Consider the following 23,931-nt stretch of genomic DNA (forward strand, 5'->3'; position numbering starts at 1 on the left):
CTCAGGCGCCTTCTTGCGTGGCCAGGGCGTTTTCCAGGCTGTCCCGGTCATCGATGACCTGGCGCAGGACTTCGGCCCATTCGGGGCGCTGGTGCAGCGGGCTACGGGTGATCAGGCTGTGCAACACAAAGGTCGACTGATCCTCCTGTTGGTCCAGGCCCTGGGCTCTGGCGATCTGCAGCAGGTCTTGCACCTGTTGCAGGCGTTCGCCGTGGCAGTCGCTGGCAAAGGCCTCGGGGGCGACGTTTTCGGTCTGCGTCAGCAACTGCTCGGCGTGGGCGTCATGCTGCAGGCTGTGCATCATCGGCTCATCCAGGCGTATCGGGTGGTACTCGGGCACTTCGCTGTGTGCCGGGCCGGCAAGGCGCTGCCAGTCTTTTTCGGCCTTGACCCACCAGGTATCGAGGGGGCCGAACAGCCATTGGTGCCATGGCTGGCCGACCTGCTGGTGGAGCAGGGGCAGTACCTCGGCGCTGTAGCTGCGAATCAGCAGCACCGCCTCGTTGGCATCCTGGCAGACCAGGGCGTCGCCAAGGTGGGTGGCCAGCCGATTGGCGGGCAGGGTGCTGCTCAACCAGCCGGCGAGGTTCGAGCCGAACAGCTCGTGGATCGCTACCAGTCGCTCGAAAGGTTGGCCGGTCATGTCCAGCAATAGCGGCCCGTCATTGCGCAACTGGATCAGCTCGGGCTGGTACATCAGGGGCCAGCGGGCGCCTTCCAGTTCAACCAGGGCATTGCGCTGCGGCGCGCTGAGCAGGGCCTGCTCGACGATCACCGCGAGGCTGAAGCCCTTGGCGGCGGCGTTGACCCAGTCCTGCTGGCCTTGCTGCAAATCGCTCATGGCTGGGCTCCGGACAGAATCGCCTGGCGTTGGCGGATGGCCTTGAGCAGGCATTCGACACAGATACCCTTGGGCGGCGCCAGGCGCGGTATTGGCGCGTTCAAACGGCCCAGCAGCAGGCCGCCGGCCTTGTCGGCGTCGGCAAGTTTCAGCAACCCCGGAAGCAGTGCGGCAATGCCGGTTCCCGTTCCCGGCGCGCCCCCGGAATTGATCTTCACATCGGCCCCGCTGATGGTCACGCCGCCGCCGTCGAGCTTCACAAAGCTGCCGCCAGCCTTGGCGGTCAGCTCCGAGCCGGCCTCGACCACGACCTTGCTCCCGGCCTTGTAGTGAATCTCCTGGCCGGCCTCGACGAATTGCGCGGTGCCGAGCTTGGCGTGCTGGGTGGCGGCCACGGTGAGGTGGTCGTTGGCGCGGATTTCGCTCTTGCGGTCGAGGTGGGTGATGCGGTGTTCTTCGGCCTTGAGTTCGGTGAGGCTGTTGGCTTCGACCGTGTCGTGGCGTTCGTTGCCGACGCGGATGCGCTGGTCGTGCTCGACGTTCTCGTCCCAGTCGCGCTGGGCGTGCAGGTAGATCTGTTCGGCGCCTTTCTTGTCTTCGATGCGCAGTTCGTTGTAGCCCTTGCCGCCCGGCGAGCTGAGGGTCTTGAAGGTGCTGCGGGTCTTGTGCGCCGGCAGGTCGTAGGGGACCACGTTTTCCTTGTGGTACAGGCAGCCGGTGACCAGGGGCTGGTCGGGATCGCCTTCGAGGAAGGTCACCAGCACTTCCATGCCGATCCGCGGGATGGCGATGCCGCCGTAGGCCTTGCCGGCCCAGCCGCTGGCGACGCGGACCCAGCAGGAGGTGTCGTCGTCGGCCTGGCCATCGCGGTCCCAGTGGAACTGCACCTTGATCCGCCCGTACTCATCGCAATGGATTTCTTCGCCCTTGGGCCCGGTGACCACGGCGGTCTGGCTGCCCAGGGACTTGGGCTTAGGGTGTTCCAGCGGCGGGCGGTAGTGGGCGTCCCAGGGCGTGGCGAGGAAGCGGTTGCGGTAGCCCTGGTGGAAGTCGTCCTTGTTACTGGTGACGTCGCTGGTGATGTTCTCGCCCAGCACCTGCGGTTGCTTGCCCTCGTGGATCACTTCCAGCAGCAGCCACAAGTCATTCCACTCGCTGCGCGGGTGGGCGGCCAGGGTCAGGAAGTGGCCGCTGGCCAGGCTCGGCTCGTCGCCATTGCCTTCGGCCAGCCGGTAGTCGCTGCGGTGGCGTTCCAGGGCGCGGGTCGCCCGTTGCTTGCCGCGGGCCTGCTGGGTGAACCGGCCGGGGTAGTCGTAGTCTTCCAGGTCCGGCATGGCCCCGGACTTGGCCGCGCCCTCGGGCAGCAGGCGCGGTTTCTCGAAGTCGTAGTCGCGGCGGCTGACGCGGCTGGTGCGGGTTTCCAGGCGCAGGTTGAAGCGCTTGATCACTGGCTGTTCGGCGGCCATGCCCGAATCCTGCTGGTAGTTCACCGCCGGCAGCTTGCGGAACACCGTCTGGTCGTCGCCGAACACCAGCGTGTGGCCGCTGGCCGAATGCTGGAAGTGGAAATGGATGCCTTCTTCTTCGCACAGGCGCTGGATGAAGTGCAGGTCGGATTCGTCGTACTGGGTGCAGTAGACGCGCTCCGGGTAGGTGGCGCCGAGCTGGAAACGGTAGGCGTCGGCGAGGATGCCGCGGGCCTCGAGGACCTGGGCGATGATCTTCGGCACGCTGAGGTGCTGGTAGATCTTCTGGTTGAAGCTGTGGCGCAGGTAGTTGAGCTGCGGGGTCAGGCTGATGCTGTAGCGGGTCAGCTTGCGCCCGGAATCGCCCTGGGCGATGCGGTACACCAGGCCATGGATCAGGCCTTTTCCAGTACTGCCAAAGGTCAGGCAGGCGGGTTTGTGCAGCAGTTCCTCGAGCTTGAGGTCGGGCCGTGCGCTGACCAGTTCGATATCGAAGCAGAAGGGTTGATTGAGGGCTTCGCGGCCAACGAAACCGAGGACCTGAAGGTCGACCGAGGCGCCTTCGATCGTCAGGGAAATATGGGTAGCGTTAGCATCCAGCATGCCGTGAAATCCATCCATTGAATAAGCAGGGGGCGGATGGTGCAGGAATAAACCGGTCGATTCAAGCCGCGCCGGCCGTGGCCATCCGCCCGCTGGAAGAATCAGAAATGTCCGTGCCAACTGTCCCCTAGGCCTGACAACCGATCCGGCTAATGCCCTACAGGCATCAGCGGAGCTGGCTGTAGGCGATATGCCGATAGCCCCTCAGGGTTTCCCGTAGCAGCCGGTCCAGGGACTGCCCCTCGGGCAGGTAATCGTCACCGAAATCGCCGTCGGCCAGCAGGGTCGGATGGGCCACCACTTCCAGCGCGCCGGCTGGCCGGAAGCCTTGCAACAGGTCCCGCGGGGTGCAGACGAAGGTCACCGTGGCGCCGCTCAAACGGACGATGCGCCGGTTCAGGGCGTTCTTGAACAGGCGCTTGGCCAGGCCGATATTGCCCCCGACATTGCGCGCCAGGCGCACCGGCACCCCTTGTTGCGCGGCGAAGCGGGCGACGATCGGGGCGATCGGCCACAGGTTGTGCACGTGCTGATGGGAATCGATATGGCTCGGGCGCAGGCCCCGGTCGAGGCAGCGCTGCCATTGCGCTTGGAGTTCATCGCGGACCGCGACCACTGTGCTGGCCGGCAGGCGCAGTACCGAGCGCGGCAGCCTGAGGTCGAACTCGCCGCTGCTGTTGCAGAACCGCCGCTGGCTGCGGATCGGCACGCTCAGCGGCTCGCCGTAGGTCAGGTTGAAATGCAGGCCGATGCGTCCTTGCAGACTGTTCTCGCGGGCCAGCCGGCAGGCATCCTCGAAGGCCGGCATATTGGCCATCAGGGTCGCGGAGCTGATCACTCCACGCTCGAAGGCGCGCAGGGTCAGCTGGTTGTACTGCGGGTCGAGGCCGAAGTCGTCGGCGTTGACGATCACCGCCGGCAGGTTCGCCGCGGTCGTTGTGCGGTTCAAACGGCGGTTCAAAGTAGCGCTCAAGGTCGGCTCTCTTGCTGTGGGCGGGCGGCACGGCGTTCGCGCCAGTTTTTGACATGGGGTTTGAGCGCCTGCCAGAGGCGATCGGCGAGCCCCAGCAGCAGGCCGCCGGGGCGGCGCGAATAGAAGCTCCAGCGCTGGTGCTCGACCTGGCCGCTCATGCGTTCGTGCAGTTGATGGCTGGAGCGGCTGAGGCTGACCCGCGAGGCATCGACCCACTGCCAGCCTTCGTCGAGGCCCCAGCGAATCCACTCGTCGAGCAGCAGCCGGCCGCTGCCGAGGCTGGCGTAGTCCGGCAGGAAGGCGATGTTGTAGTCGTACAGCCGCCCGCGCTCCAGCAGGCCCAGGCGATAGCTGATGCAGCGGCCCTGGTGTTCGAGCAGCACCACGCGCACGCAGCCGTCGGCGGCCAGCCCGCGCAGGGCGCTGCGCATCCACTGCTGGCGGCGGGCGCCGGAGAAGATCCCCAGGCCGTCCGCGCCTTTCCAGCTGGCCTGTTCCACGGCGCCGATAAAGTCCAGCAGCGCGTCCATGCCCTCGCCATCGGGGCTGACGCGGATCACCCGGGCGTCGATTTCGTCGCAGCGTTTTTTCGCCCGGCGCAGCTCGTAGCGCAGGTTCTTGTCCCGGGCTTCCTGGCGGTCGGCTTCGACAATCAAGTGTTCCGGCGCCCGGCAACTGATCGCGCAGGCGCTGTACCAGCTGTGCTTGCGCCAACTCGCCAGTGCGGGGCCGGCCGCCAGCAGTTCGCTCAATTGCAGCAGGGCATGGGGCAGCTCGCGGCGGATTTCCTCCAGCGCCCGGGGCATGGCCGGCAGTGCATCCTCGGCCACCAGCAACGCCAGGCGGTCGCTGAGGGGGAAGCCCAGATGGCGCACTACCGGCAGCCGCAGGCCGGCCTTGCGCTCGCGGCCATGCAGTAACGGCAGGCACAGCACCAGCCGCTCCCCGTGCCAGCCCAGCAGCACCCGCAGGCGTTGCCCGGCGTCCAGCGCCTGCTCGGCGCCGCGCAGCCAGGCCAGGCGATTGAAGGGCGTGGCCGGTTCCACCGCGTTGCGCAGTTGCTCGAAGGCGGCGACGGGAAAGTCAGGGGCTAGCAGGCTGGCGCGCCAGGCGAGGCGGATCGTCACAGCGGCTCCCTACCGGTATCGGTCGAGGTGCCTGCTTGTGCTGCCGGCCGTGGCTTGTGCAGGTGCAGCAGGCGTGGCTGGTGATAGGGCACGCGTCGATGGAAATGCAGGCAACGCAACAGGCAATAGACGTGGATCGATTCGCCGACCTCGGTGAAACCCATGCGCATGTGCATCTTCAGCGCCGCCTCGTTGCGCACGTTGACCACTGCCCGGGTGGCTTTGAAACCGCGTTCGCGGTAGTGCTCCCAGATCAGCTTCTGCGCCAGCACCACCACCCCGGTGCCACGGTAAGGCAGGGCACACTCGCCGGCGAACTGATAGATGCAGCCCGGCGGGATGCGGATCCAGCAGCGGTACAGCTGATCGTCGTAGTAGTCGCGCTCGTTGATCCAGATCATCAGCATCACGTTGCCGTCGGCGTCGAGGTGGGCGTTGCCGCGACAACCCTTGTCCAGCAAGCCGCGGATCGCCGGCAGTTGTGCGGAAAAATACTTCTCGAAGGCCGGCAGCAGCGCACGCTCGATCGGCACCTGGGGCCAGCGCCGCGTGGTGACCGGGCAGGGCACCGGCAGCGCCAGGGAGCGTTCGACGCTGAGCAATTCCCAGTGGTAATAGAAGTAGCGCTCGCGCAGGACCCGCAGACTGTCGCGCAGGCCCTTGCGACGGATTTTTTCCAGCAATGCGGTCAATCGACTCATAAGGCTTTCCAGGTCAGGGCAAACAGGGTTTCGCCGGGCAACTCGAAGTGCACCCGGCCATCACGGCATTCAACGGCCGCGTCGCGAGGCTGGTCGTCGGGGCCGAGCAAGCTCAGATTGAGCGGCGCGGCCTGGCACAGGTCGCCGGGGCCGGCGAGGCTCACCGCCTGCACCCGCGACGCCTTGTTCACTCCCAGCAGGCTGTGGCGGCCGGCCTCGCTCATGGCCAGTGCATCGACCTCGAAGGCCGGGTTGTCCAGGGCCTGCACATGGGCCAGCCAGTGCCGGGCAATGAACTGCTGGGCCACGGCCACCGGCTTGAGGCTGAACTGGCTGGCGCTGCGTTGCGCGAGCATGCCCTTGGGGTAGTCCGGCTCGTCGGCGGCCTGGAACCAGTTGAGCATGTCCAGCAGGCCGTCCGCCGAGGCGTTGATCACCACCGAGGCCCACCACAGGCCGGCGTAATGGGTGTCCTGCTGGTAGGGGCTCAGGTCGCGGCCGCTGGAAATATTGGTCTGGCTCAGCAGCAGGGCCTTGCGCGGCCGGCCCGCGGCATCCAGGCCCACCAGCTCGGCGGCGGCGCGCACGCTGTCGCGGTAGCGGCGGGTGGCGAGCAGGTCGCGGACCATCCATTCGTGCCAGGCCAGGGCATCGATGTCCTGGGCATGCCGGGCCAGCAGCTGGCGCGCCCAGTCGATGCCGCGGCGTTGCCCGGCGCCGACCCGGAACGGCCCGTCGAGCAGCCGCGAACTGGCCGGCATGGCGATCCGCACACCCGCGGCGCGAGCCTCGGGGTTGGCCTTGGCCCGGGCCAGCATCTGCTCGAAGTACCGGGCGTAGCTGCTGTAGTCCGGGTAGTTGAGGTTGGGTTCGTCGGCGAAGGCCAGGTAGTGCAGGCCGTTGCCGGCCAGGCGCACGCTGTCGGCGAGCCAGGCGTCGAGGCCGGCGAAACTCTGGGCATCGGCGGCGAGCACGGCGCGGCGCCCGGTGCCGGCCAGCAGGGTGATGTCGCGGTCGATCCCGAAGCGCTCGCGGTACAGCCGGCGAAAGCCGATTTCCCGCTCGGGCTCCTGTTCGAGCACATCGACGAAGCTGTAGAAGTTGGCCGCGCGGGCGCCAATCGCCTGCAACAGGCCGAAGGTGGACTGCGGCGGCTGGGCATAGGGCAGGGCGATGCCCAGGCGCGGCGTGGTCCCGAGGATCTGGGCTTTCAGCTGCAGGCGCGCCTCGCCCCGGGGCTGGTCCAGCGGGTGCAGTTGCTGGACCTCCTGGGCAAACAGATTGGCCGTGCCGTCCAGCCAGAACGCCGCCTTGCCGGAGCCGCCCAGGGACAGGCGCCAGACTTCGTCGCGTTCGGCTGGCGGCAGCGCCACCTGGTCGAATTGCCCGTAGGCCGGGTGTGCTTTCAGTTCCAGGCGAACCTTGGCGCCATCGCTCAGGCGGCTGGCCTGCAAGACGCCGACTCCGCCGTAATACTTGCCGGCCAGTAGCGCCTGCTCGCCGGCCGCGACCCGGAAGAACAGCTCGGCGCCGCTGTGCACTTCGGCGCTGAAATGCACCTTGGCCGGCTCGAACTGCGCCGCGGTGCTGGCCTGGTGGCTGACGGTGAACCCGCGAAAGCTGTAGCCGGGAATCTGCAGGCGATAGTCGCCCGCGGCCGCTGGCAGTTCGATGTCCTGTTCGCCATAGGCCTGGTCGGCGCGGATCTCCAGTTGCTCGAGCAACTGGCCGCCGGGCTGCAGCAGGTACAGCTGCTCGTGATTGGCATCGCTCTGCCAGGCCGGGCTCCAGCCGATCTGCAGCCGGTCCGGCTGGGTGGCGCGCAGGTACAGGCTGCCGTCGCGGATGCTCGACCACTGCATGGCTTCGGCGTGGGCGCCCGGGGCCAGGTTCAGCAGGGCCAGGAGCGTGTAGAGAGCGGCTTTCAGCATGCTGCCTCCCGAGGGCGCAACAGCGCGCGCAGCTGTATCAGGTCTTCGGGCAGCAGGAGCAGGGTGCGGTACCAGGCCACGCCGCTCAGGCGGCAGTACATCACCAGCATCGCCAGGCTCACCGCCAGATAGGCCAGGGACGAGGCCAGGCCGGCGCCGACGATGCCCAGGGCCGGGATCAGCGTGGCGTTGAGCAACAGGTTCAGCAGCGCGCCGCCGCCCAGCAGCCACGACAGCGCGCCGGGGCGCTGCTTGCCCAGCAGGTCCAGGCGCAGGATGCTCGCGTAGCACAGGCCGAACAGCCCCGGCAGCAGCGCCAGCAAGGCCGGATAGGCCGGGCCGTAGGCCTCGCCGAACAGGCCGACGATCAGCCAGTGGCCGACCAGCGCCATGCCGAGGCAGGCGCCGAGCATCACCGTGGCGGTGATGCGCAGGGCCAGCGGGGTCAGGCGTTCGATGCCTGCGCCCTGTTGCAGCAGGCGTTTCATCAGCGGCGTGGTCACCGCCTCGGGAATGATCAGCAGCAGTTCCGCGGCGGCGCTGGCCATGGCGTACAGGCCCAGCGCGACCGGGTCGAGCAGGGCGCCGATAAACAGGTAGTCGCAGCGCAGCATCAATTGCTGCGAGAGCACGCCGGGGTGGCTCTGGGCGCTGTAGCGCAGCAGCTTGCCTTGCTCGCCCGGCTGCCAGCGCAGCCGCAACCGGTGATAACGCCCGAGCCAGCACCAACCCGCCAGCACCACCAACAGCGTGCCGCCGAGCCAGCCGGCCAGCGCCGCCGACAGCGCCTGGTCGCGCCACAGCCACCAGAGCACGACAAACAGCAGCAAGGGCACCAGGGATTCCAGCAGGCGCAGGCCATTGAAGGCGCCGACCCGACCGTCGGCGTTATGCAGGGTCAGCAGGCCGCTCTTGAGCACGGTCAGCGGCACCGCCAGCAGCAACAGCCAGGCGAAGGGGCCGAGCTGGGTGGCGATCGGCCAGTCCTGGCCCAGGCTGTTCATCAGCAGCAGGCCGATCACGGTCAATGTTCCGGCCAGCAGGCAGCCATAGACCAGGATCTGGGTCAGCAGCAGGCCCATCGGCCGCTGGCGCGCCGCTTCATAACCCACCGCAGTGTTCAGGCCGCCGCTGGTGAGGGCGGCGATCAGGTCGGGCAGGGCACTGAGCAGGGCAAACAGGCCGCGATCCGCCGGGCCCAGCAGGCGCGCCAGCAGTACGTTGCGCAGCAGGCGAATGGCGATCATCGCCAGCCGCGTGCCCATGCTCAGCAGCAGGTGCCAGACATAGCCGTTGCGCTTCATGCCCGCGCCCCCTTCAACAGGCGCCAGGCCAGCAGCGACGGGCGGCGGGCGCTGGCCTGGCTGACGTCGATGCGCGGCAGGGCCAGGGGCTGGTTGCGCGAGGGGTCGATCAGCCCCGGGGCGGTGCCCAGGGCATAACGGTAGCCGAGGTCGGCGACCGCCTGGCGCACCACCGGATCATGATCGCCATTGGGGTAGCAGTAGATGGGCAGTGGCGAGGCGCAATGGTGCTGCACGCAGGCGTGGGAGCGCGCCAGGTCGTCTTTCAGGGCTGCGCTGTCGAGCTGGGTGAGGATGCCGTGGCTGGCGCCGTGGGGGCCGAAACGTACCAACCCGGAACGTTCCAGGCGCTTGACCTGGCGCCAGTCCAGGCTGTGGGGCGCGGCGTCCCGCGGGCAGCTGTCGGCCAGCAACTGCAGGCTGTCCGGAGCCAGGGTTTTCAGGCGTTGCAGCAACAGCCCGAGGTCACGGCTGCGAGCCTCGTCGGCGCCGGGCTGCCTGAGGCTGGCCGGCAGCACCAGGCCCAGCACCCGCAGCTGCTCCTGCAATTGCCGGCCGGCGATGCTCTCGGGTTGATGCCACAGGGTTTCGCCTATGGCTTCCCACCAGAACGCCCTGCCGGTGCCGATAAAGTCGGTGGACAGAAAGATGCTCGCCGGCACTTCATGGCGCTCCAGCAGTGGATAGGCCTGCTCGGCGTTGTCGCGCCAGCCGTCGTCGAAGGTCAGGGCCACCCGCGGGCGATCGCCGCCGGGGTACAGCAGCAGGTGCTCCAGCGGCACGCAGTCGAAATGCCGGCGCAGCCAGCGCAGCAGGTGCTCGAAGCTGTGGCGGCCGACACACAGCGGCCCGCGATGGGGCAGGTTCGCCGCGGGTTCGTCCGCCAGCACCCGGTGCAGCATCAGCACCACGCCAGCCTCGCTCAGGCGCGTGCGTCCGAAGCTATTGAGGTAGGCAGTACCGGCCAGGCGCTTGAAGTGTTGTTTGAGTGTCATGTCAGCGGTTCTGCTGCGGGTTCCACAGGCTGTAGCGCTGCCCGCGGAGAAATTGCCAGAGGCCCATGCTCATGCCAGCCAGGGTCACCAGGACGAAACCGGCCAGGCGAAAGGGTTTGGGCAAGCGCCCGCGCCGATCGAGCAGGCCGAGCAGGCCGGCGCCATAACCGCACAGCTGGGCGATCAGGCACAGGCTGTAGAAGGCCCCGGCGTTCCACAGCCACAGGTTGCCGAGCAGCAGCGGGATCAGCAGCACCGGCGCCAGGCGGCGGATCAGTTTGTGGCTGATCAGCGCGATCGCGTACAAGCCATGGCGCCAGGGATTCATCAGGCCGCGGCGCTGGGCCAGGCTCTGCAGGCCGCCGACCGTGACCCGCAGGCGCCGGCGGTATTGCTTGCCGACTTCATCGACGCCCTGGTCCAGCACCTGGGCCTCCTCGACGTAGACGATGCGTTTGCCGGCCACCGGCGCGCAGGTGCTGATAAAGAAGTCGTCGTTGACCTCGGCCGGAACCCGTTCGAACAGTTCGCGGCGCAGGGCCAGTAGCGCACCGTCGGCCGAGACCATGCAGCCGGTGCGGTTTTCCGCCTTGCGCAGCCAGGCTTCGTAGTGTCGGTACAGGCTGTCGCCCAGGCTCAGGGCGTGGCCCGGGGTGGGGATGATCATATGCCCGCCGCAGGCCCCGACATCCGGGTCGGCAAAGGGCGCGAGCAGCTTGCCGAGGGTGTCGCCGGACCATTGGTTGTCGGCGTCGGTGAACACCAGGATCTCGTTGCGCGCCAGCTCCACCGCGGCATTCAGCGCCCCGGCCTTGCCCACCCGTGGCAGGTCGAGCACCAGTATCCGCTGGTCGTGGATCGCCAGCGCGGTGGCCACGGTGGCGTCGGTGGAACCGTCGCTGGCAAGGATGATCTGCAGGTCGGTGGCCGGGTAGTCCTGGGCCAGCAGGGTGCGCAGCTTGTGCTCGATATGCCGGCTTTCGTTGTGCGCGGCAATGATCACGCTGACCGACAAGGGCGGTCCCGGTTTGACCCGGCGCTTGCGGATGAACAGGCTGATCAGCGCGAGGATCAGCGGGTAACCGACCCAGGCGTAGACCGGCAACAGCAGGCACAACCAGAAGAGTGTCTTAGCCACGATCGGGCCTCACGGCAGTACGGTTGAAAAGGCCCTGCAGCAGGGCAGCGGCGCCCAGGTGCAGGCGCAGCCAGTGCAGCAGCCAGAGTTGCAGGAAAAACAGCGGGTCGCGGTGCCGGTAGCTCTGGCGCAGGGCCAGGCCCAGGGGCGCCAGGGCGCTGCCGAGCAGGGCCAGCAGGGCCGCCGGCCATTGCCCGCCGAGCAGGCAGAGCAAGGCCAGCAGGCTGAGCAGGGCGCTGGCCAGGCACAGCAGGGGGAAACGCAGCAGCCGCGGGCTCAACCCGCCATTGCGCAACAACTGCACATGGCTGCTCTGGCGCCAGAACTCCTTGCCGCTCCATTCGCGCCAGCTGCCCTCGAACCCCCAGTGCTGCACCACGGGCGTGGCCAGGCTCAACTGGCGAGCGCCGGCGCGGTTCAGGCGCAGGCCGAAATCCTTGTCCTCGCCGGTGCGCAGTGCCTCGTCGAAACCGCCGATGCGCTCGAACCAGATCCGGGCCATGCACAGGTTGGGGGTGGGCAGCCATTGCAGCAGGCGTTCCTGCTGGTTACCGGACAGGCTGCGGCGCTGCCAGGCGCGGGCGAACCAGGGCGCGCTGCGCGGCGCATCGCAGTCCAGGGCGAAGACATCGGCGCGCTGGCTGGCCTGGGCGGATTTCCACAGCAGCAGCCAGTTCAGCGGCACCTCGATATCGGCATCGAGGAAGGCCAGCCAGTCGCCGGTCGCGCAGGCCGCGCCACGATTGCGCAGGGCGCCGATGGACAGCCCGGGGTAATGCAACACCCGCGCGCCCTGGTCCATGGCCAGTCGCGGACCGTTGTCGCGCGAGCCGTTGTCGACCACGATCAGCTCGCATTCGAGCCCCGCCACGGCGGCGGCGCTGCTGACACTGTCCAGGGTGCGCACGATATGCCGCGCCTCGTTGTACATCGGCACGATCACGCTGATCCGTTTCATGCTCGGCGCTCCTTGTTCCTGACCGGTAGCCGCTGCCGGAGCGCATGGCCTGTGTAGCCGCTGCCGAGCCTGCGAGGCTGCGATCGGTTGCGCAGCAAGCGCAAAGCCTGAGTCCGCGATCTGCCTGGATAAGTGTGCAGGCTGGTCTGGCGAGCGCTGCGCACTCGATCGCAGGCTGCGCCAGCGGCTACAGGATGCGTATTGCCTGTGTAGCCGCTGCCGAGCCTGCGAGGCCGCGATCGGTTGCGCAGCAAGCGCAAAGCCTGAATTCGCGATCTGCCTGGAAAAACGCATCGGCAGGCCTTGCGGCTGCTGCGCAGCCGATCGCAGCCTTCGGCAGCGGCTACAGGGTTTGCGGTGTCCGTGTAGCCGCTGCCGAGCTTGCGAGGCTGCGATCGGTTACGCAGCAAGCGCAAAGCCTGAGTCCGCGATCTGCCTGGATAAGTGTGCAGGCTGGTTTGGCGAGTGCTGCGCACTCGATCGCAGGCTGCGCCAGCGGCTACAGGATGCGTATTGCCTGTGTAGCCGCTGCCGAGCTTGCGAGGCTGCGATCGGTTGCGCAGCAAGCGCAAAGCCTGGGTCCGCGATCTGCCTGGAGAAACGCGCAGGCTGGTTTGGCGAGTGCTGCGCACTCGATCGCAGGCTGCGCCAGCGGCTACAGGATGCGTATTGCCTGTGTAGCCGCTGCCGAGCCTGCGAGGCTGCGATCGGTTGCGCAGCAAGCGCAAAGCCTGGGTCCGCGATCTGCCTGGAGAAACGCGCAGGCTGGTCTGGCGAGTGCTGCGCACTCGATCGCAGCCTTCGGCAGCAGCTACAGGGGGTGAGTACATCGTCATGGGCGGCTCTCCGGGGTTTCGGCCTGGCGGCGCAGGACGCTGGACAGGGCCAGGAAGATCCACAGGTATTTGTGGTTCGGTGCGCTGAGGAACAGCAGGAACACCGCCAGGGCCAGCAGGCTCAGGCCCAGGTGGGTGGCGATGTCGGCCTGGTCCTGCCGGCCCCTGTGCAGCCATGCGACCCGCGCCCGTTCGAAGTTGCGCAGGCCCATCAGCAGCAGGGCGACGAAGCTCAGGCCGCCGGGAATCCCCAGTTCGCTGAACAGCTCCAGGTAGGTGTTGTGGGCGCGCCGGTAGAGGTCCGGCTCGTTCATGTTCTCCGAGAAACCGCTGGCAAAACCGGTCTGCGCGTAGTGGATGGGAAAGGTGCCCAGGCCCGAGCCGAGCAACGGGTTCTCGCGGATCATCTGCCCGCCGACCACCAGGTACGAGGTACGCCGGCCCAGGGAGGTGTCGGCGGAGTGGGCGCCGGACTTGAGCAGGCTCAGGGACTGGATCCGCGCCACGTAGTCCGCCGGCAGCGCGGCGATGCCCAGGGGCACGACAATCGCCACGGCGAACATGACGAACCCCAGGTGCCTGGGCCGCAACCGTTGCAGACGATGGCGGTAGTGCCAGGCGCCGATGGCGATGGTGAACAGCACGACAAGCAGCCCGGAGCGCGAGTCGGTCTTGGTCATGCCGGCCATCAGTGTCAGGGTCACCCCGGCCCAGAACAGCCGCAGCGGCCAATGCCGGTCGCGCAGGGCGAGGAGGATCGCCGGCGGCACGGCCATGGCGATCAGCAGGGCGAAGTAATTGGCGTCCTGCAGCAGGCCGATGGCCCGGCCGCCGACCTGGTACTTGGCTGAGAACAGGGCGATCACGCAGGTGGCGGCCACGCTCAGCGCCAGCAGGCGGCAGAGCATCAGCAGGTTGACCTCGCGGCCGATCAGCAGGGTCACGAAAAACAGCACCAGGCCCACCGCCAGTTCCCGCAGGCTGCCCAGCGATACACCGAGGTTCTCGCTGTACATCAGGCTCAGCAGCAGGCACAGCAGGAACGGCAGCAACGCCCGCCACAGGTTGCTGCGCAGGCGCGCCTCGCCGATCTGGCGCATCAGCAGCTTGAACAGCAGGATCAGGATCAGCGAGGCCCCCAGCAGCTTGGCCGCGGAAAAGGCGCTGTCCTTGAACAGGCCTTCGAACGGCACCAGCGCGCAAATGCCCAACAGGCCCCAGCCGGTGCGGCGGTACAGCAGCGCCAGGCCAAACATACCGACTACCGCCAGCGGCGCTAGGTAGGGCCAGGGGCTGGCGAGCAGCAGCAGACAGGCCAGCCCCAGCAGGGCGCCCAGGGAAAGAGCGGCGATCATCGGTTCCAGGCCTCCCAGGCGGCGCGGTACAGGGCCTGCCAGCGCAGGGCCAGGCGCGGCAGGTGATAGTCGCGGCGTTGCCGCTGGCGCGCCGCCAGGCTCAGGCGTTCGCCCAGGTCGGGGTCGTCCAGCAGCTCGGCGATATGCCCGGCCAGTTCGGTGCTGTCCAGCGGCCGGGCGAGCAGGCCGTTGACGCTGTGTTCGATCACATCGGGAATGCCGCCGACGGCAAAGGCGGCGATCGGCGTGCCGGCCTGCATGGCTTCGAGCAGGATCATCGGCGTGCCTTCGGTGCGCGAACTGAGCACCAGCACGCTGAGGCGGTGCATCCATTTGCCCATGTTGTTCTGGTAGCCCGGCATCAGGATCTGCAACGCCAGGCCGGCTTCCTGGATACGTTGGCGCAGCACCTCGCTCGAGGGGCCGTCGCCAAGCAGCACCACCTTCAGCGCCGGGCGTTGCTGGCACAGCGGGATCAGCGCGTCGAGAAACAGGTCCGGGCCTTTTTCCTGGCTCAGGCGGCCGACGAAGCCCACCAGCGGCGCATCGGGGTCGCGCAGGTGCTGGTCGGGGATGCGCTGCTCGGGCAGGCCGTTGGGGATCACCTGCAATTTCTCCGCCTCGACTCCCGCCTGGCGATGCAAGCGGGCGATGCTCTGCGCCACGCAGACCACCTGCCGCACCGTGCGCCGGCGGCACAGGCGCAGGCTGAGCCAGGTGTAGAACTTCTGCTTGGCGCTGCGCGGGGTGAACCCGTGCTGGGTCCACACCAGCGGCAGGCCCAGGCGCCAGGCACAGAGCAGGGCAAACAGCTGGGCCTTGAAGTTGTGCGCATTGAGCAGCACCGGTTGCTGCTGCAACTGGCCGAGCATCGCCCGCAGCCCGCTGCAACTGTGGCACTCGACGCCGCCCGCGCGAAAGCGCTCGAGCAGGGCCGGCGGCGCGTCGATGAACAGCACCCGATGCCGCCCGGGCACGCCTTGGCAATGGTCGAGCAGCATGCGTTCGGCGCCATAGAAACCACCGCTGTGGATCACATGGACAATCGGCAGGTCGGCCATGAGCCTCTTGCTTTCCGTGCAGCTCACTGCTTGGCCCAGTGCCAGAGCCACTGCCAGGTCCAGCGCGGGTAGGGGTTGACCACCGGCGCCTGCACCGCGTCGAGCACCATCAGCACCGGCAGGTTCAGGTGGTCGCCGACCTGGGCCGGATGCTTGAAGCGGTGGTCGAAGAACTCGTAGACGTAGCCCAGGGCAATCGCCAGCAGCAGCCCGGTGAGCAGGCCCAGGGGAATGATCAGCATCGGTTTGGGGAACGCCGCCTCGCTGGGTTCATAGGGCTGGCTGAGTACCCGGGCGTTGGACAGCTCGCCATTGATCAGGCGCTCGCCGCGGCTTTCTTCGTAGCGCTGGGTGTAGGTGAAGAAGGCCTTGTGCAGGGCGTCGATCTCGGTGTCGAGCTGGCGCAGCTTGCTCAGCACTTCCTGCAGGTCGCGTACGCGGGTCTTGTATTCGTTGATCCGCGCGGTCTTCTGGGCGATCACCGAATGGGTGATCTGCAGGTCGCTGGTGCGCTCGCGGACGCGGTTTTCCACGACCTTGAGGAACTGCGCGCGGGCGCGGACGATCTGCTCGCGCTGCTGCTGCATCGGCACGCTGTCGGCGCGGTAGGTGTCGGAGGTGGTGCCGTACTGGCTCACCAGGTTGGTCAGCTGTTCGCCCAGCTGTTTGATCTCGCGGTCCTCGTAGGCCACGTTGTCCACGGTGTTGGCGAAGGCGAAGGGGAAGGTGTAGTCGGTCAGGCTGCCCTTGCGCGCGGCCTTCAGGTTGTTTTGCAGGTAGTCCAGGCGGCGCTGGTTCTCCAGGGCCTGGTCGCGGTAGCCGTTGAGCGACTGTTCCTCGGTGTTGATGGCGTTCAGGCGAAAGGTGATCTCTTCCTTGGGATCGGAGGCATGGGCCGCTTCCAGCAGGGCCTGGCGCAAGCCTTCGAGGTCGTCCAGGCGCTCCTGGTACTGGACTTTCTTCTGCTCGAAGAAGGCCTGCGGCAGCTCGTTGGATTGCAGGTCCTGGCGGTTCTTCAGGTAGTTGGCCAGCAGGCGCTCGACGAAACGCGTGCCCTGGGTCGGGTCGGCGCTGGCGTAGACCACCGAGATCACGTTGGAGCCGGGCAGGGTGGCGATCTTCAGGTCCTTGACCGCCTGGTTGGTCATGCCGTCGAGGGCGGTGTCGCGTACCGGCTCGATCTGCAGGCCCAGGGCTGCGCGCAGCGGGGTGGCCAGGTGATCGCGCAGCGGATTGACGATCAGCCGGGCGAGCAGGCCCTCGCCGTCGCCGAACTCGCCGGCGTCGCGCAGCTGGGCGATGGTTTCGCGGATCAGCGTCGGCGAGCGCAGGATATTGCTCTCGGTTTCCATGTCCGCCAGGGACGGCGGGATGAACTTGTCGCTGTCCGGGGTGAGCACGGTATTGGCGTCGCTCTGCGACAGCTTCTTGGACTGCACTATGACTTCGGCGGTGATCTCGTAGCTCTGGCGTAGCACCAGCGGCAACAGCAGGGCGATCACGGCGAAGCCGAGGAACACACGTTTGATCAGCCGGCGATTGACGAAGAACACGAGGAGGAACTCGTGCAGGTAGTTTTCGATTCTGTTCATCGCGGGAAGGCTCAATTGTTGTCCGATTCTTTGTTGTCGACGCGGTAGCCGAAGCTGAAGCCGACCCCCTGGAACATGATGATGTCCGCCAGTTGCTTGCTGAACGCGCCGGCCTTGGCCAGGCGGGTCTTGGGCACGTAGAGCAGGTCGTCCGGTTGCAGGTAGGCGAACTGCGCGGCGTTGCGGTCCAGGGCGGCGGCGACGTCGTAGGTGCGGGCCTGCACCTGGTTGCCGCTGCGGCGCATGATCACCACCGAGTCCAGGCGCGCGGTGGGGCCGGCGCCCTTGGCCAGGGTCAGGGCCTCGAGCACCGACACCGGGCGGCGGATCGGGTAGGCGCCGGGCTGGCCGACCTCACCGAGCACGAACACCTCGTTGGCCGCCGTCGACTTGAGCAGCACATCGGCGCTGACCTGGCCGACTTCCTTGGCGTAGCGCTGGTTGATGGTCTTCTGCAGCTGGCTGAGGGTCATGCCTTGCAAGGACATGGCGCCGAGCAACGGGAAGCTCGCGCGCCCGTCCGAGCCGACGGTGATCTCGCGGCTCAGGCCCGTGGCCGGGTTGGTCAGGCTGGTGCGCAGGTTGTCCAGCTGGGCCATGGCGTGGGAAATCGAGAAGGTCACCTGGGGTTTTTTCAGCACCCGCGAATAGGCGCTTTCCAGGGTCCGGCGCGCCTCTTCGGCGGTCAGCCCGGCGACCTGCACGTTGCCGACGTAGGGCATTTCGATGCTGCCGTCGGGCAAGACCAGCTTGTTGCCGCCCAGCTCGGCGGCGCTGAGGAACGAGACATCGACCTGGTCGCCCGGCTGCACCCGATAGCGGGTCTGGCTGGTGCTGCCGATGTGGAAGATCACGTCCAGCACGTCCTGGGGACGCAGGACCTGCTCCACCGGCAGCACTTCGGTCATCTGGCCCTGGCCGGCCCCGGCGCTGAGGACCTGCACCGGCATTTGCTCGACGTCGGGGCTGGCGCAGCCGGCGAGGGCGGCCAGCAAAAGGCAAAGGGGGAGCGCTTGAGGTTTCATGTGCAGACTTTCCTTGTGCCGGTCAGAGACGGTCGTAGACCCATTTGGGCATGTAGTACTTGCGCGCGTTGAACACGCTGCCGATCAGCTTCGCCTCGGCCTGGACCAGCCGTTGCGCGGCGGCCTGGGCCACTTCCCAGCGGGTTTCCTCGCTGCGCACCACCAGCACCACGCCATCGACCTGGGTACTGAGGGTGAGGAGGTCGCCGTTGCTGTACACCGGGTCGCCGTCGACGATCACGAAGCGGTACACCTCGTTGAGCGCGGCGAACAGTTCCCGCAGCGGCTGGCTGGTCAGGCGTTCGCTGTACTGCTGGCGACGCCCCAGGGGCAGGAAGTCGAAGCCCGGGGCGCCGGGATGCTCGATGCAGGACGCCAGGCTCGGCGGCTGCTCGGCCAGCACCAGGTCGAGGAAGCCCGGGTTCCGTTCCAGGCCCAGGCGCTGGGTCAGGCTGTTGTCGGCGAGGCTGGTGTCCAGCAGCAACACCCGTCCGCGGCTGGTGCGCGCCAGCTCGTTGGCCAGGGCCAGGCTGCTGGTGGTCACGCCGCTGTCGCCGTTCGGCGCGGTGAGCAGGATCACCCGCAGTTGCTGGTCGAGTACGGTCACGGCCAGGTTGCTTTCGGTGGGGGTCTGGATCTCCAGACTGGCAAAGGTTGCAGCCGCCATTTCAACTTGCTCCGTGGCCGTTGAGGACTTTGAGAGGGGTTTTGAGCAGGATCTTCAGGTCCAGCCAGGGGCTCTGCCGAAAGATGTAGGTCATGTCCAGGGTCACCCGGCCGTCGAAGTCCACATCGCTGCGCCCGGACACCTGCCACAGGCCGGTGATGCCGGGGTAGATGCTCAGGCGGCCGAGGTGGTGTTCCTTGTAGGTCTGGGCGTGGAACGAGGTCGGCCGCGGGCCGACGATGCGCATCTGGCCGAGCAGCACATTGATCAGGTTCGGCAACTCGTCGAGGCTGGTGCGCCGCAGGAAACCGCCGATCCCGGTGATCCGCGGGTCGCGATCGATCTTGAAGTCCACCGAGTCCGGGCCGTGCTTGTTCAGGTGGCGCACCGAATCCTTCAGGGATTCGGCGTTGACCACCATGGTGCGGAACTTGTACATGCCGAAGCGCCGGCCACGAAAACCGGTGCGCAACTGCACGAAAAACACCGGGCCGGGGCTGGTCAGCTTGATCAGCAGGGCGATCGCCAGCAGCAGCGGCGCGATCAGCAGCAAAATCAGCGCGGCCAGCAGGGTCGAGGTCAGGCGCTTGCTCAGGGACAGGGTCCAGGGACAGCCGCCGCGGCGACCGGTCAGCCAGCCACGGCGTTGCAGCTCGACGGCGGCCTCGACCTTGCGCCGGAACGGGTCGTTGCGCCGGTCGATGTGGACGGGGCCGGCAGCCGGCGTCGGCGCCTCGGGAACAGAAGGCGCGGGCGATGAGAATGGTCTTTCCATGTCCATCGGAGGTGTTTCCATAGGCAGTGGGTAGAAGCGGCGAGCGGGTTCGCCGGTGCAGCGTGGTGCGACTCGTCAGCCCCGTGGCGGCGAGGGCGGCCGGTAGTAGCTCTGGAACCAGTCGACGAAGCGTCCCAGGCCTTCGGCCAGGGGTACCTGCGGGCCGAAGCCGGTGACGTTCTCCAGGGCGCTGGCATCGGCGCAGGTGTTCAGCACGTCGCCGGGCTGCAGCGGCAGGTACTCGACCAGCGCCTTGCGCCCGAGCAGTCGCTCCAGGGTGGCGACGTAGTCCTTGAGTTCCACCGGGCGCTGCCCGCCGATGTTGAACAGGCGCCAGGGCGCCATGCTGGTGGCCGGGTCGGGCCGTTCGCGGTCCCACAGCGGGTCGCGCAGCGGCGGCCTGGCCAGGAGGCGTACCAGCGACTCGACGATGTCGTCGATGTAGGTGAAGTCGCGCTGGTGCATGCCGTAGTTGAACAGCTTCAGCGGCCGGCCTTCGCTGATGGCCCGGGCGAACAGGATCGGCGACATGTCCGGGCGGCCCCAGGGGCCGTACACGGTAAAGAAGCGCAAGCCGGTGGCCGGCACGTCGAACAGGTGGCTGTAGCTGTGGGCCATCAGCTCGTTGGCCTTCTTGCTCGCGGCGTACAGCGACAGCGGATGGTCGACGTTGTCGCTGACCTTGTACGGCGTGTGGTGGTTGGCGCCGTACACCGAGCTGGACGAGGCGTAGATCAGGTGCTCGACCGGGTAGCGCCGGCACATTTCCAGCAGGTTGAGAAAACCGCCGAGGTTGCTGTCCAGGTAGGCCTTGGGGTTCTCCAGGGAATAACGCACCCCGGCCTGGGCGGCCAGGTTGATCACCACCTGTGGGCGGAGCTGGGCGAACAGCCGGTCGAGGGCCTCGGCATCGCTCAAGTCCAGGCGGTACAGCGGGAAGGCGCCCACCTGTTGCTCGACCCAGCGCACCCGGTCGTGCTTGAGTTGCGGGTCGTAGTAGTCGTTGAAATTATCCAGCCCGGTGACCTGATGCCCATCTTTGAGCAAACGCAGGGCGGTATGGGCGCCGATGAAACCGGCGGCCCCGGTGATCAGGATATTCATGCGTAGAGCGCCCCCGGTACGCGATAGGGTAAACCGATGCTCAGGTAATGCAGGCCGGCGTCCGCCGCCTGTTGCGGGTTGTAGAGGTTGCGCCCGTCGACGATCAGCCGCGCCTTGAGGCGCTCGCGCAACTGGTTGAAATCGACCACGCGAAAGGCCTTCCACTCGGTGCAGATCACCAGCGCATCGGCGCATTGCAGGGTGTCGTCGCGGGTCGCGCACAGCTGCAGGTCGGGGCGGTAGCCGTACAGGCGCCGGCATTCGGTCATGGCTTCCGGGTCGTAGGCATGCACCGTGGCGCCGGCCTCCCACAGGGCTTCCATCAGGTAGCGGCTGGTGGCTTCGCGCATGTCGTCGGTGTTGGGCTTGAAGGCCAGCCCCCAGAGGGCGATGACCTTGCCGCGCAGGTCGTCGCCCAGGTGCGCCTTGAGCTTGCGGAACAGCACGTGGCGCTGCTGCTCGTTGACGTCGCGCACGGTCTTGAGCATGTGCGGCTCCAGGCCGTGGCTCTCGGCGGTGTGGATCAGCGCCTTGAGGTCCTTGGGGAAGCACGAGCCACCAAAGCCGGCGCCCGGGTAGATGAAGTGATAGCCGATCCGCGGGTCGGCGCCGATGCCCTTGCGCACGGCGCTGATGTCGACGTCCAGGCGCTCGGCCAGGTTGGCCATTTCGTTCATGAAGCTGATGCGCGTGGCGAGCATCGCGTTGGCGGCGTACTTCACCAGCTCGGCGCTGCGGTTATCCATGAACATCAGGCGATCGCGGTTGTGGTTGAACGGCGCGTACAGCTCGCTCAACTGCTGGCGCGGCTTGTCATGGGCGCAGCCGACGATGATCCGGTCCGGGCGCATGCAGTCGGCCACTGCGCTGCCTTCCTTGAGGAACTCCGGGTTGGACACTACATGCGCCCTGAGCTCGGACTTGCCCAGGTCGGCGAGCTGCTCGACGACGGTTTCCAGTACCAGGTCGGCGGTGCCCACCGGTACCGTGGATTTGATCACCAGGGTCTTGTCGCTGTGCATCAGGCGGGCGATGTCGCGGGCGACGGCGATCACATGGTCGAGATCGGCCGAGCCGTCTTCGTTGGACGGGGTGCCTACCGCGATGAACATCAGCTCGCCATGGTTCACCGCGTCCTGGGCCTGGGTGGTGAAGGACAGGCGGCCGGCCTTCAGATTGTCCTCGATCAGCGTCGTCAGCCCCGGCTCGTGAATGGGCGCGATGGCGCGCTGCAATTGAGCGACTTTCTGGTCGTCGATGTCGACACAGACCACGTTGTGGCCGACGTCGGCCAGGGCGACTGCTTGTACCAGGCCAACATAGCCGGTACCAAAAACGCTGACATCCAAGGGAGGAACCTCATCCGTGATGGGTAATGAGTGAGTTTTTTCTGCCCACTTCTTAAAGAACTGAATAGGTGCAAGTCCTTTTCGCGTTCTTTTTTTGACACTACCATAGCGTTGAGACGGTTAATTGGCGCTTTGCCGTGTTGTATAAATGACGATGGTGTTCAAGATGTTTATCTAAATAGATTAAATGCTTTTAAAATCAATCAGATATATTGAATTTTCGGGTGCTGAAAACCTTGTGTGAATTCCTTGATACAAAACCTGATAAGACAAATAAAGCCGACGAACGGTAGTTTTTCGAGCGAAAAAAACAGCGGTTTTATCGCCAGCGGACGCTTGCTTGGATCCAAAACCTCTGGAATCGCCCAGTGAACGGCGCCTCGTCCCAGGGCGTCAATGAAGGGGAAAAGTGTTGAAAATGATCGCTTTAGCGCAGATGGCGCGGTGCACCGCAGGAGCGCGGGAAGCGCCAAAGGCTGTAGCAGCTTCAGACTAAAGTCGGGTGTAGCCAGTCAAGGCTATCTGCCATCATTGCGGGTCAACATTGATTTGATCAATTCACCTGGCCAGGAACGATTCGCCAGATGGATTGCTATTGCCTTTCTTTCATCCGCGTTACCGATGCACTGCTGGAGCTTTTCATGCCTTTCCCTTTGCTGCACTCATTCCGACCGCTGCGCCATCCAACCGTGGGCCTCGGCGCCCTTTGCCTGTGCGCGGGTTTTACCGCCCAGGCCAAGGCGGCGGGTTTCTTCGAAGACAGCAGCGCCAGGCTCGAGTCGCGCACCATTTATTTCAACCGTGACTTCCGCGACGGCCATACCAGCAACGACCAGGGCGCTTCCAAGCGCGAAGAGGCGGCCCAGGGCTTCATGCTCAACCTGCAATCGGGCTACACCGAAGGCACCGTCGGTTTTGGTATCGACGCGCTGGGCATGCTCGGCTTCAAGCTCGACTCCAGCCCCGACCGCAGCAACAGCGGCCTGCTGCCGTCCAGCGGCCAGGACCCGCGGGGTTCCAAGGACCAGTACGCCAAGCTCGGCCTGACCGCCAAGGTGCGCGTGTCGCAGAGCGTGCTCAAGTACGGCGCGCTGCTGCCGGACCTGCCGCTGCTCAAGTACAACGACGGGCGCCTGCTGCCGACTATGTTCAACGGCGCCATGCTCACGTCCAGGGAGATCAAGGACCTGACGTTCATGGCCGCGCGCCTGGACCGCTACACCGCCCGGGACTCCACGGACGCCCAGGACATCCGCGTGCACTGCAAGAACAAGCGATACGGCTGCAACATCACCGCCGACCATTTCGACATGTACGGCATCGACTACAAGTTCAACGACCGCCTGACTGGCCAGTACCACTACGCCGAGCTGGAAGACATCTACCGCCAGCACTTCATCGGCCTGCTGGCCAACCAGCCGCTGGGCCCGGGCGTGCTCAAGGCTGACTTGCGCCTGCTCAAGAGCGCCGACAGTGGCGCCGAGCGCGCCGGCTCCATCGACAACCGCGCCCTGAGCGGCATGCTCGGCTACGCCATCGACGGCCACACCTTCAGCGCCGGCTGGCAGCGCATGAACGGCGACAACTCGATGCCGTACCTCGATGGCAGCAACCCGTACCTGGTCAACTATGTGCAGGTCAACGACTTCGCCGCCGCCCAGGAGCGTTCCTGGCAACTGCGCTACGACTACGACTTCAAGGCCATCGGTATCAACGGCCTGAGCTTCCTGACCCGCTATGTCAGCGGCGACCATATCAAGGTCCCGGGCAGCGACCAGGAAGGCCGCGAGTGGGAGCGCGACAGCGAACTCAAGTACGTGGTGCAGAGCGGCACGTTCAAGGACGTCAGCCTGCGCCTGCGTAACGCCACCTACCGCAGCAACTACGAGAAATACGCCCGGGACGTGGACGAGACGCGGCTGATCGTCAGCTACAACTTCTCGATCCTCTGACGGCGGCGCCGGAAGCTGAGTCCGCGATCTGCCTGGATAAACGCGTCGGCAGGCCTTGCGGCTGCTGCGCAGCCGATCGCAGGCTGCGGGTTTGTGGTGGCTGTGTAGCCGCTGCCGAGCCTGCGAGGCTGCGATCGACGGCGCAGCCGTCGCAAACCGGGCTACCGCGTTGCATCAG

Annotated in this window: 19 protein-coding genes; 1 reads left to right on the forward strand and 18 read right to left on the reverse strand. The window is 66.6% G+C overall.

Annotated elements, in window-relative coordinates:
• Position 1 precedes the first annotated feature (1 nt).
• From IF690_RS14725 to IF690_RS14810, 18 genes are all read right to left on the reverse strand, one after another.
• Positions 2 to 841: a DUF4123 domain-containing protein gene (locus IF690_RS14725; protein WP_202696204.1), complete on the reverse strand. Its 840-nt coding sequence runs from the start codon at positions 839 to 841 to the stop codon at positions 2 to 4.
• Positions 838 to 2,910 (reverse strand): type VI secretion system Vgr family protein, encoded by a 2,073-nt coding sequence (locus IF690_RS14730; protein WP_202696205.1) that lies wholly within the window; start codon positions 2,908 to 2,910, stop codon positions 838 to 840. Before IF690_RS14730 ends, IF690_RS14725 begins: the two co-directional genes overlap by 4 nt.
• A 166-nt stretch (positions 2,911 to 3,076) precedes the next feature.
• Complete coding sequence (locus IF690_RS14735; RefSeq protein WP_202701446.1) at positions 3,077 to 3,859, reverse strand: ChbG/HpnK family deacetylase; 783 nt, start codon at positions 3,857 to 3,859, stop codon at positions 3,077 to 3,079.
• A gap of 20 nt (positions 3,860 to 3,879) precedes the next feature.
• Complete coding sequence (locus IF690_RS14740; protein WP_202696206.1) at positions 3,880 to 5,010, reverse strand: GNAT family N-acetyltransferase; 1,131 nt, start codon at positions 5,008 to 5,010, stop codon at positions 3,880 to 3,882.
• The gene (locus IF690_RS14745; protein ID WP_202696207.1) at positions 5,007 to 5,711 is read right to left on the reverse strand and encodes a GNAT family N-acetyltransferase; all 705 of its coding nucleotides are present in this window, start codon (positions 5,709 to 5,711) and stop codon (positions 5,007 to 5,009) included. Before IF690_RS14745 ends, IF690_RS14740 begins: the two co-directional genes overlap by 4 nt.
• Entirely contained in the window at positions 5,708 to 7,642 is a 1,935-nt protein-coding gene (locus tag IF690_RS14750) for a hypothetical protein (protein WP_202696208.1), read from the reverse strand. The genes IF690_RS14745 and IF690_RS14750 overlap by 4 nt, the downstream gene beginning before the upstream one ends.
• Positions 7,636 to 8,946 (reverse strand): lipopolysaccharide biosynthesis protein, encoded by a 1,311-nt coding sequence (locus tag IF690_RS14755; RefSeq protein WP_202696209.1) that lies wholly within the window; start codon positions 8,944 to 8,946, stop codon positions 7,636 to 7,638. Before IF690_RS14755 ends, IF690_RS14750 begins: the two co-directional genes overlap by 7 nt.
• The gene (locus IF690_RS14760) at positions 8,943 to 9,941 is read right to left on the reverse strand and encodes a polysaccharide deacetylase family protein (RefSeq protein ID WP_202696210.1); all 999 of its coding nucleotides are present in this window, start codon (positions 9,939 to 9,941) and stop codon (positions 8,943 to 8,945) included. Before IF690_RS14760 ends, IF690_RS14755 begins: the two co-directional genes overlap by 4 nt.
• A gap of 1 nt (position 9,942) precedes the next feature.
• A complete protein-coding gene (locus tag IF690_RS14765) occupies positions 9,943 to 11,079 on the reverse strand; it encodes a glycosyltransferase (RefSeq protein ID WP_202696211.1) in 1,137 nt (378 codons plus the stop codon).
• Complete coding sequence (locus IF690_RS14770; RefSeq protein ID WP_202696212.1) at positions 11,072 to 12,037, reverse strand: glycosyltransferase family 2 protein; 966 nt, start codon at positions 12,035 to 12,037, stop codon at positions 11,072 to 11,074. Before IF690_RS14770 ends, IF690_RS14765 begins: the two co-directional genes overlap by 8 nt.
• Before the next feature lie 832 nt (positions 12,038 to 12,869).
• Complete coding sequence (locus IF690_RS14775) at positions 12,870 to 14,228, reverse strand: O-antigen ligase family protein (protein ID WP_202696213.1); 1,359 nt, start codon at positions 14,226 to 14,228, stop codon at positions 12,870 to 12,872.
• A complete protein-coding gene (locus tag IF690_RS14780) occupies positions 14,225 to 15,289 on the reverse strand; it encodes a glycosyltransferase family 4 protein (RefSeq protein ID WP_202696214.1) in 1,065 nt (354 codons plus the stop codon). The genes IF690_RS14775 and IF690_RS14780 overlap by 4 nt, the downstream gene beginning before the upstream one ends.
• Positions 15,290 to 15,312: 23 nt before the next feature.
• On the reverse strand, positions 15,313 to 16,881 hold the full coding sequence (locus IF690_RS14785) for a GumC family protein (protein ID WP_202696215.1): 1,569 nt from the start codon (positions 16,879 to 16,881) through the stop codon (positions 15,313 to 15,315).
• Between the two features lie 11 nt (positions 16,882 to 16,892).
• Positions 16,893 to 17,906, reverse strand: a complete 1,014-nt coding sequence (locus IF690_RS14790) for a polysaccharide biosynthesis/export family protein (RefSeq protein WP_202696216.1) — start codon at positions 17,904 to 17,906, stop codon at positions 16,893 to 16,895.
• A gap of 22 nt (positions 17,907 to 17,928) precedes the next feature.
• Positions 17,929 to 18,573, reverse strand: a complete 645-nt coding sequence (locus tag IF690_RS14795) for a CpsD/CapB family tyrosine-protein kinase (protein ID WP_202696217.1) — start codon at positions 18,571 to 18,573, stop codon at positions 17,929 to 17,931.
• Position 18,574: 1 nt separating this feature from the next.
• Positions 18,575 to 19,348, reverse strand: coding sequence for a sugar transferase (locus IF690_RS14800; RefSeq protein ID WP_252189572.1), 774 nt, complete (start codon positions 19,346 to 19,348; stop codon positions 18,575 to 18,577).
• Between the two features lie 75 nt (positions 19,349 to 19,423).
• A complete protein-coding gene (locus IF690_RS14805; protein WP_202696218.1) occupies positions 19,424 to 20,452 on the reverse strand; it encodes an NAD-dependent epimerase in 1,029 nt (342 codons plus the stop codon).
• Positions 20,449 to 21,801 (reverse strand): UDP-glucose dehydrogenase family protein, encoded by a 1,353-nt coding sequence (locus IF690_RS14810; protein WP_202696219.1) that lies wholly within the window; start codon positions 21,799 to 21,801, stop codon positions 20,449 to 20,451. Before IF690_RS14810 ends, IF690_RS14805 begins: the two co-directional genes overlap by 4 nt.
• 641 nt (positions 21,802 to 22,442) lie before the next feature.
• Here IF690_RS14810 and IF690_RS14815 point away from each other — a divergent pair.
• Positions 22,443 to 23,753 carry an OprD family porin gene (locus IF690_RS14815; protein WP_202696220.1) on the forward strand — a complete coding sequence of 437 codons (1,311 nt, stop codon included), beginning with the start codon at positions 22,443 to 22,445 and terminating at the stop codon, positions 23,751 to 23,753.
• Positions 23,754 to 23,931: the final 178 nt, after the last annotated feature.

The organism is Pseudomonas sp. SK3(2021), from assembly GCF_016772375.1.
GTDB lineage: Bacteria > Pseudomonadota > Gammaproteobacteria > Pseudomonadales > Pseudomonadaceae > Aquipseudomonas > Aquipseudomonas chlororaphis_I.

Excerpts from the sequence above, each read along its gene's own strand:
- IF690_RS14725 (WP_202696204.1), bottom strand. The coding sequence starts at position 841 with ATGAGCGATTTGCAGCAAGGCCAGCAGGACTGGGTCAACGCCGCCGCC.
- IF690_RS14730 (WP_202696205.1), bottom strand. The coding sequence starts at position 2,910 with ATGCTGGATGCTAACGCTACCCATATTTCCCTGACGATCGAAGGCGCC.
- IF690_RS14745 (WP_202696207.1), bottom strand. The coding sequence starts at position 5,711 with ATGAGTCGATTGACCGCATTGCTGGAAAAAATCCGTCGCAAGGGCCTG.
- IF690_RS14750 (WP_202696208.1), bottom strand. The coding sequence starts at position 7,642 with ATGCTGAAAGCCGCTCTCTACACGCTCCTGGCCCTGCTGAACCTGGCC.
- IF690_RS14755 (WP_202696209.1), bottom strand. The coding sequence starts at position 8,946 with ATGAAGCGCAACGGCTATGTCTGGCACCTGCTGCTGAGCATGGGCACG.
- IF690_RS14760 (WP_202696210.1), bottom strand. The coding sequence starts at position 9,941 with ATGACACTCAAACAACACTTCAAGCGCCTGGCCGGTACTGCCTACCTC.
- IF690_RS14770 (WP_202696212.1), bottom strand. The coding sequence starts at position 12,037 with ATGAAACGGATCAGCGTGATCGTGCCGATGTACAACGAGGCGCGGCAT.
- IF690_RS14775 (WP_202696213.1), bottom strand. The coding sequence starts at position 14,228 with ATGATCGCCGCTCTTTCCCTGGGCGCCCTGCTGGGGCTGGCCTGTCTG.
- IF690_RS14780 (WP_202696214.1), bottom strand. The coding sequence starts at position 15,289 with ATGGCCGACCTGCCGATTGTCCATGTGATCCACAGCGGTGGTTTCTAT.
- IF690_RS14785 (WP_202696215.1), bottom strand. The coding sequence starts at position 16,881 with ATGAACAGAATCGAAAACTACCTGCACGAGTTCCTCCTCGTGTTCTTC.
- IF690_RS14790 (WP_202696216.1), bottom strand. The coding sequence starts at position 17,906 with ATGAAACCTCAAGCGCTCCCCCTTTGCCTTTTGCTGGCCGCCCTCGCC.
- IF690_RS14795 (WP_202696217.1), bottom strand. The coding sequence starts at position 18,573 with ATGGCGGCTGCAACCTTTGCCAGTCTGGAGATCCAGACCCCCACCGAA.
- IF690_RS14800 (WP_252189572.1), bottom strand. The coding sequence starts at position 19,348 with ATGGAAAGACCATTCTCATCGCCCGCGCCTTCTGTTCCCGAGGCGCCG.
- IF690_RS14805 (WP_202696218.1), bottom strand. The coding sequence starts at position 20,452 with ATGAATATCCTGATCACCGGGGCCGCCGGTTTCATCGGCGCCCATACC.
- IF690_RS14815 (WP_202696220.1), top strand. The coding sequence starts at position 22,443 with ATGCCTTTCCCTTTGCTGCACTCATTCCGACCGCTGCGCCATCCAACC.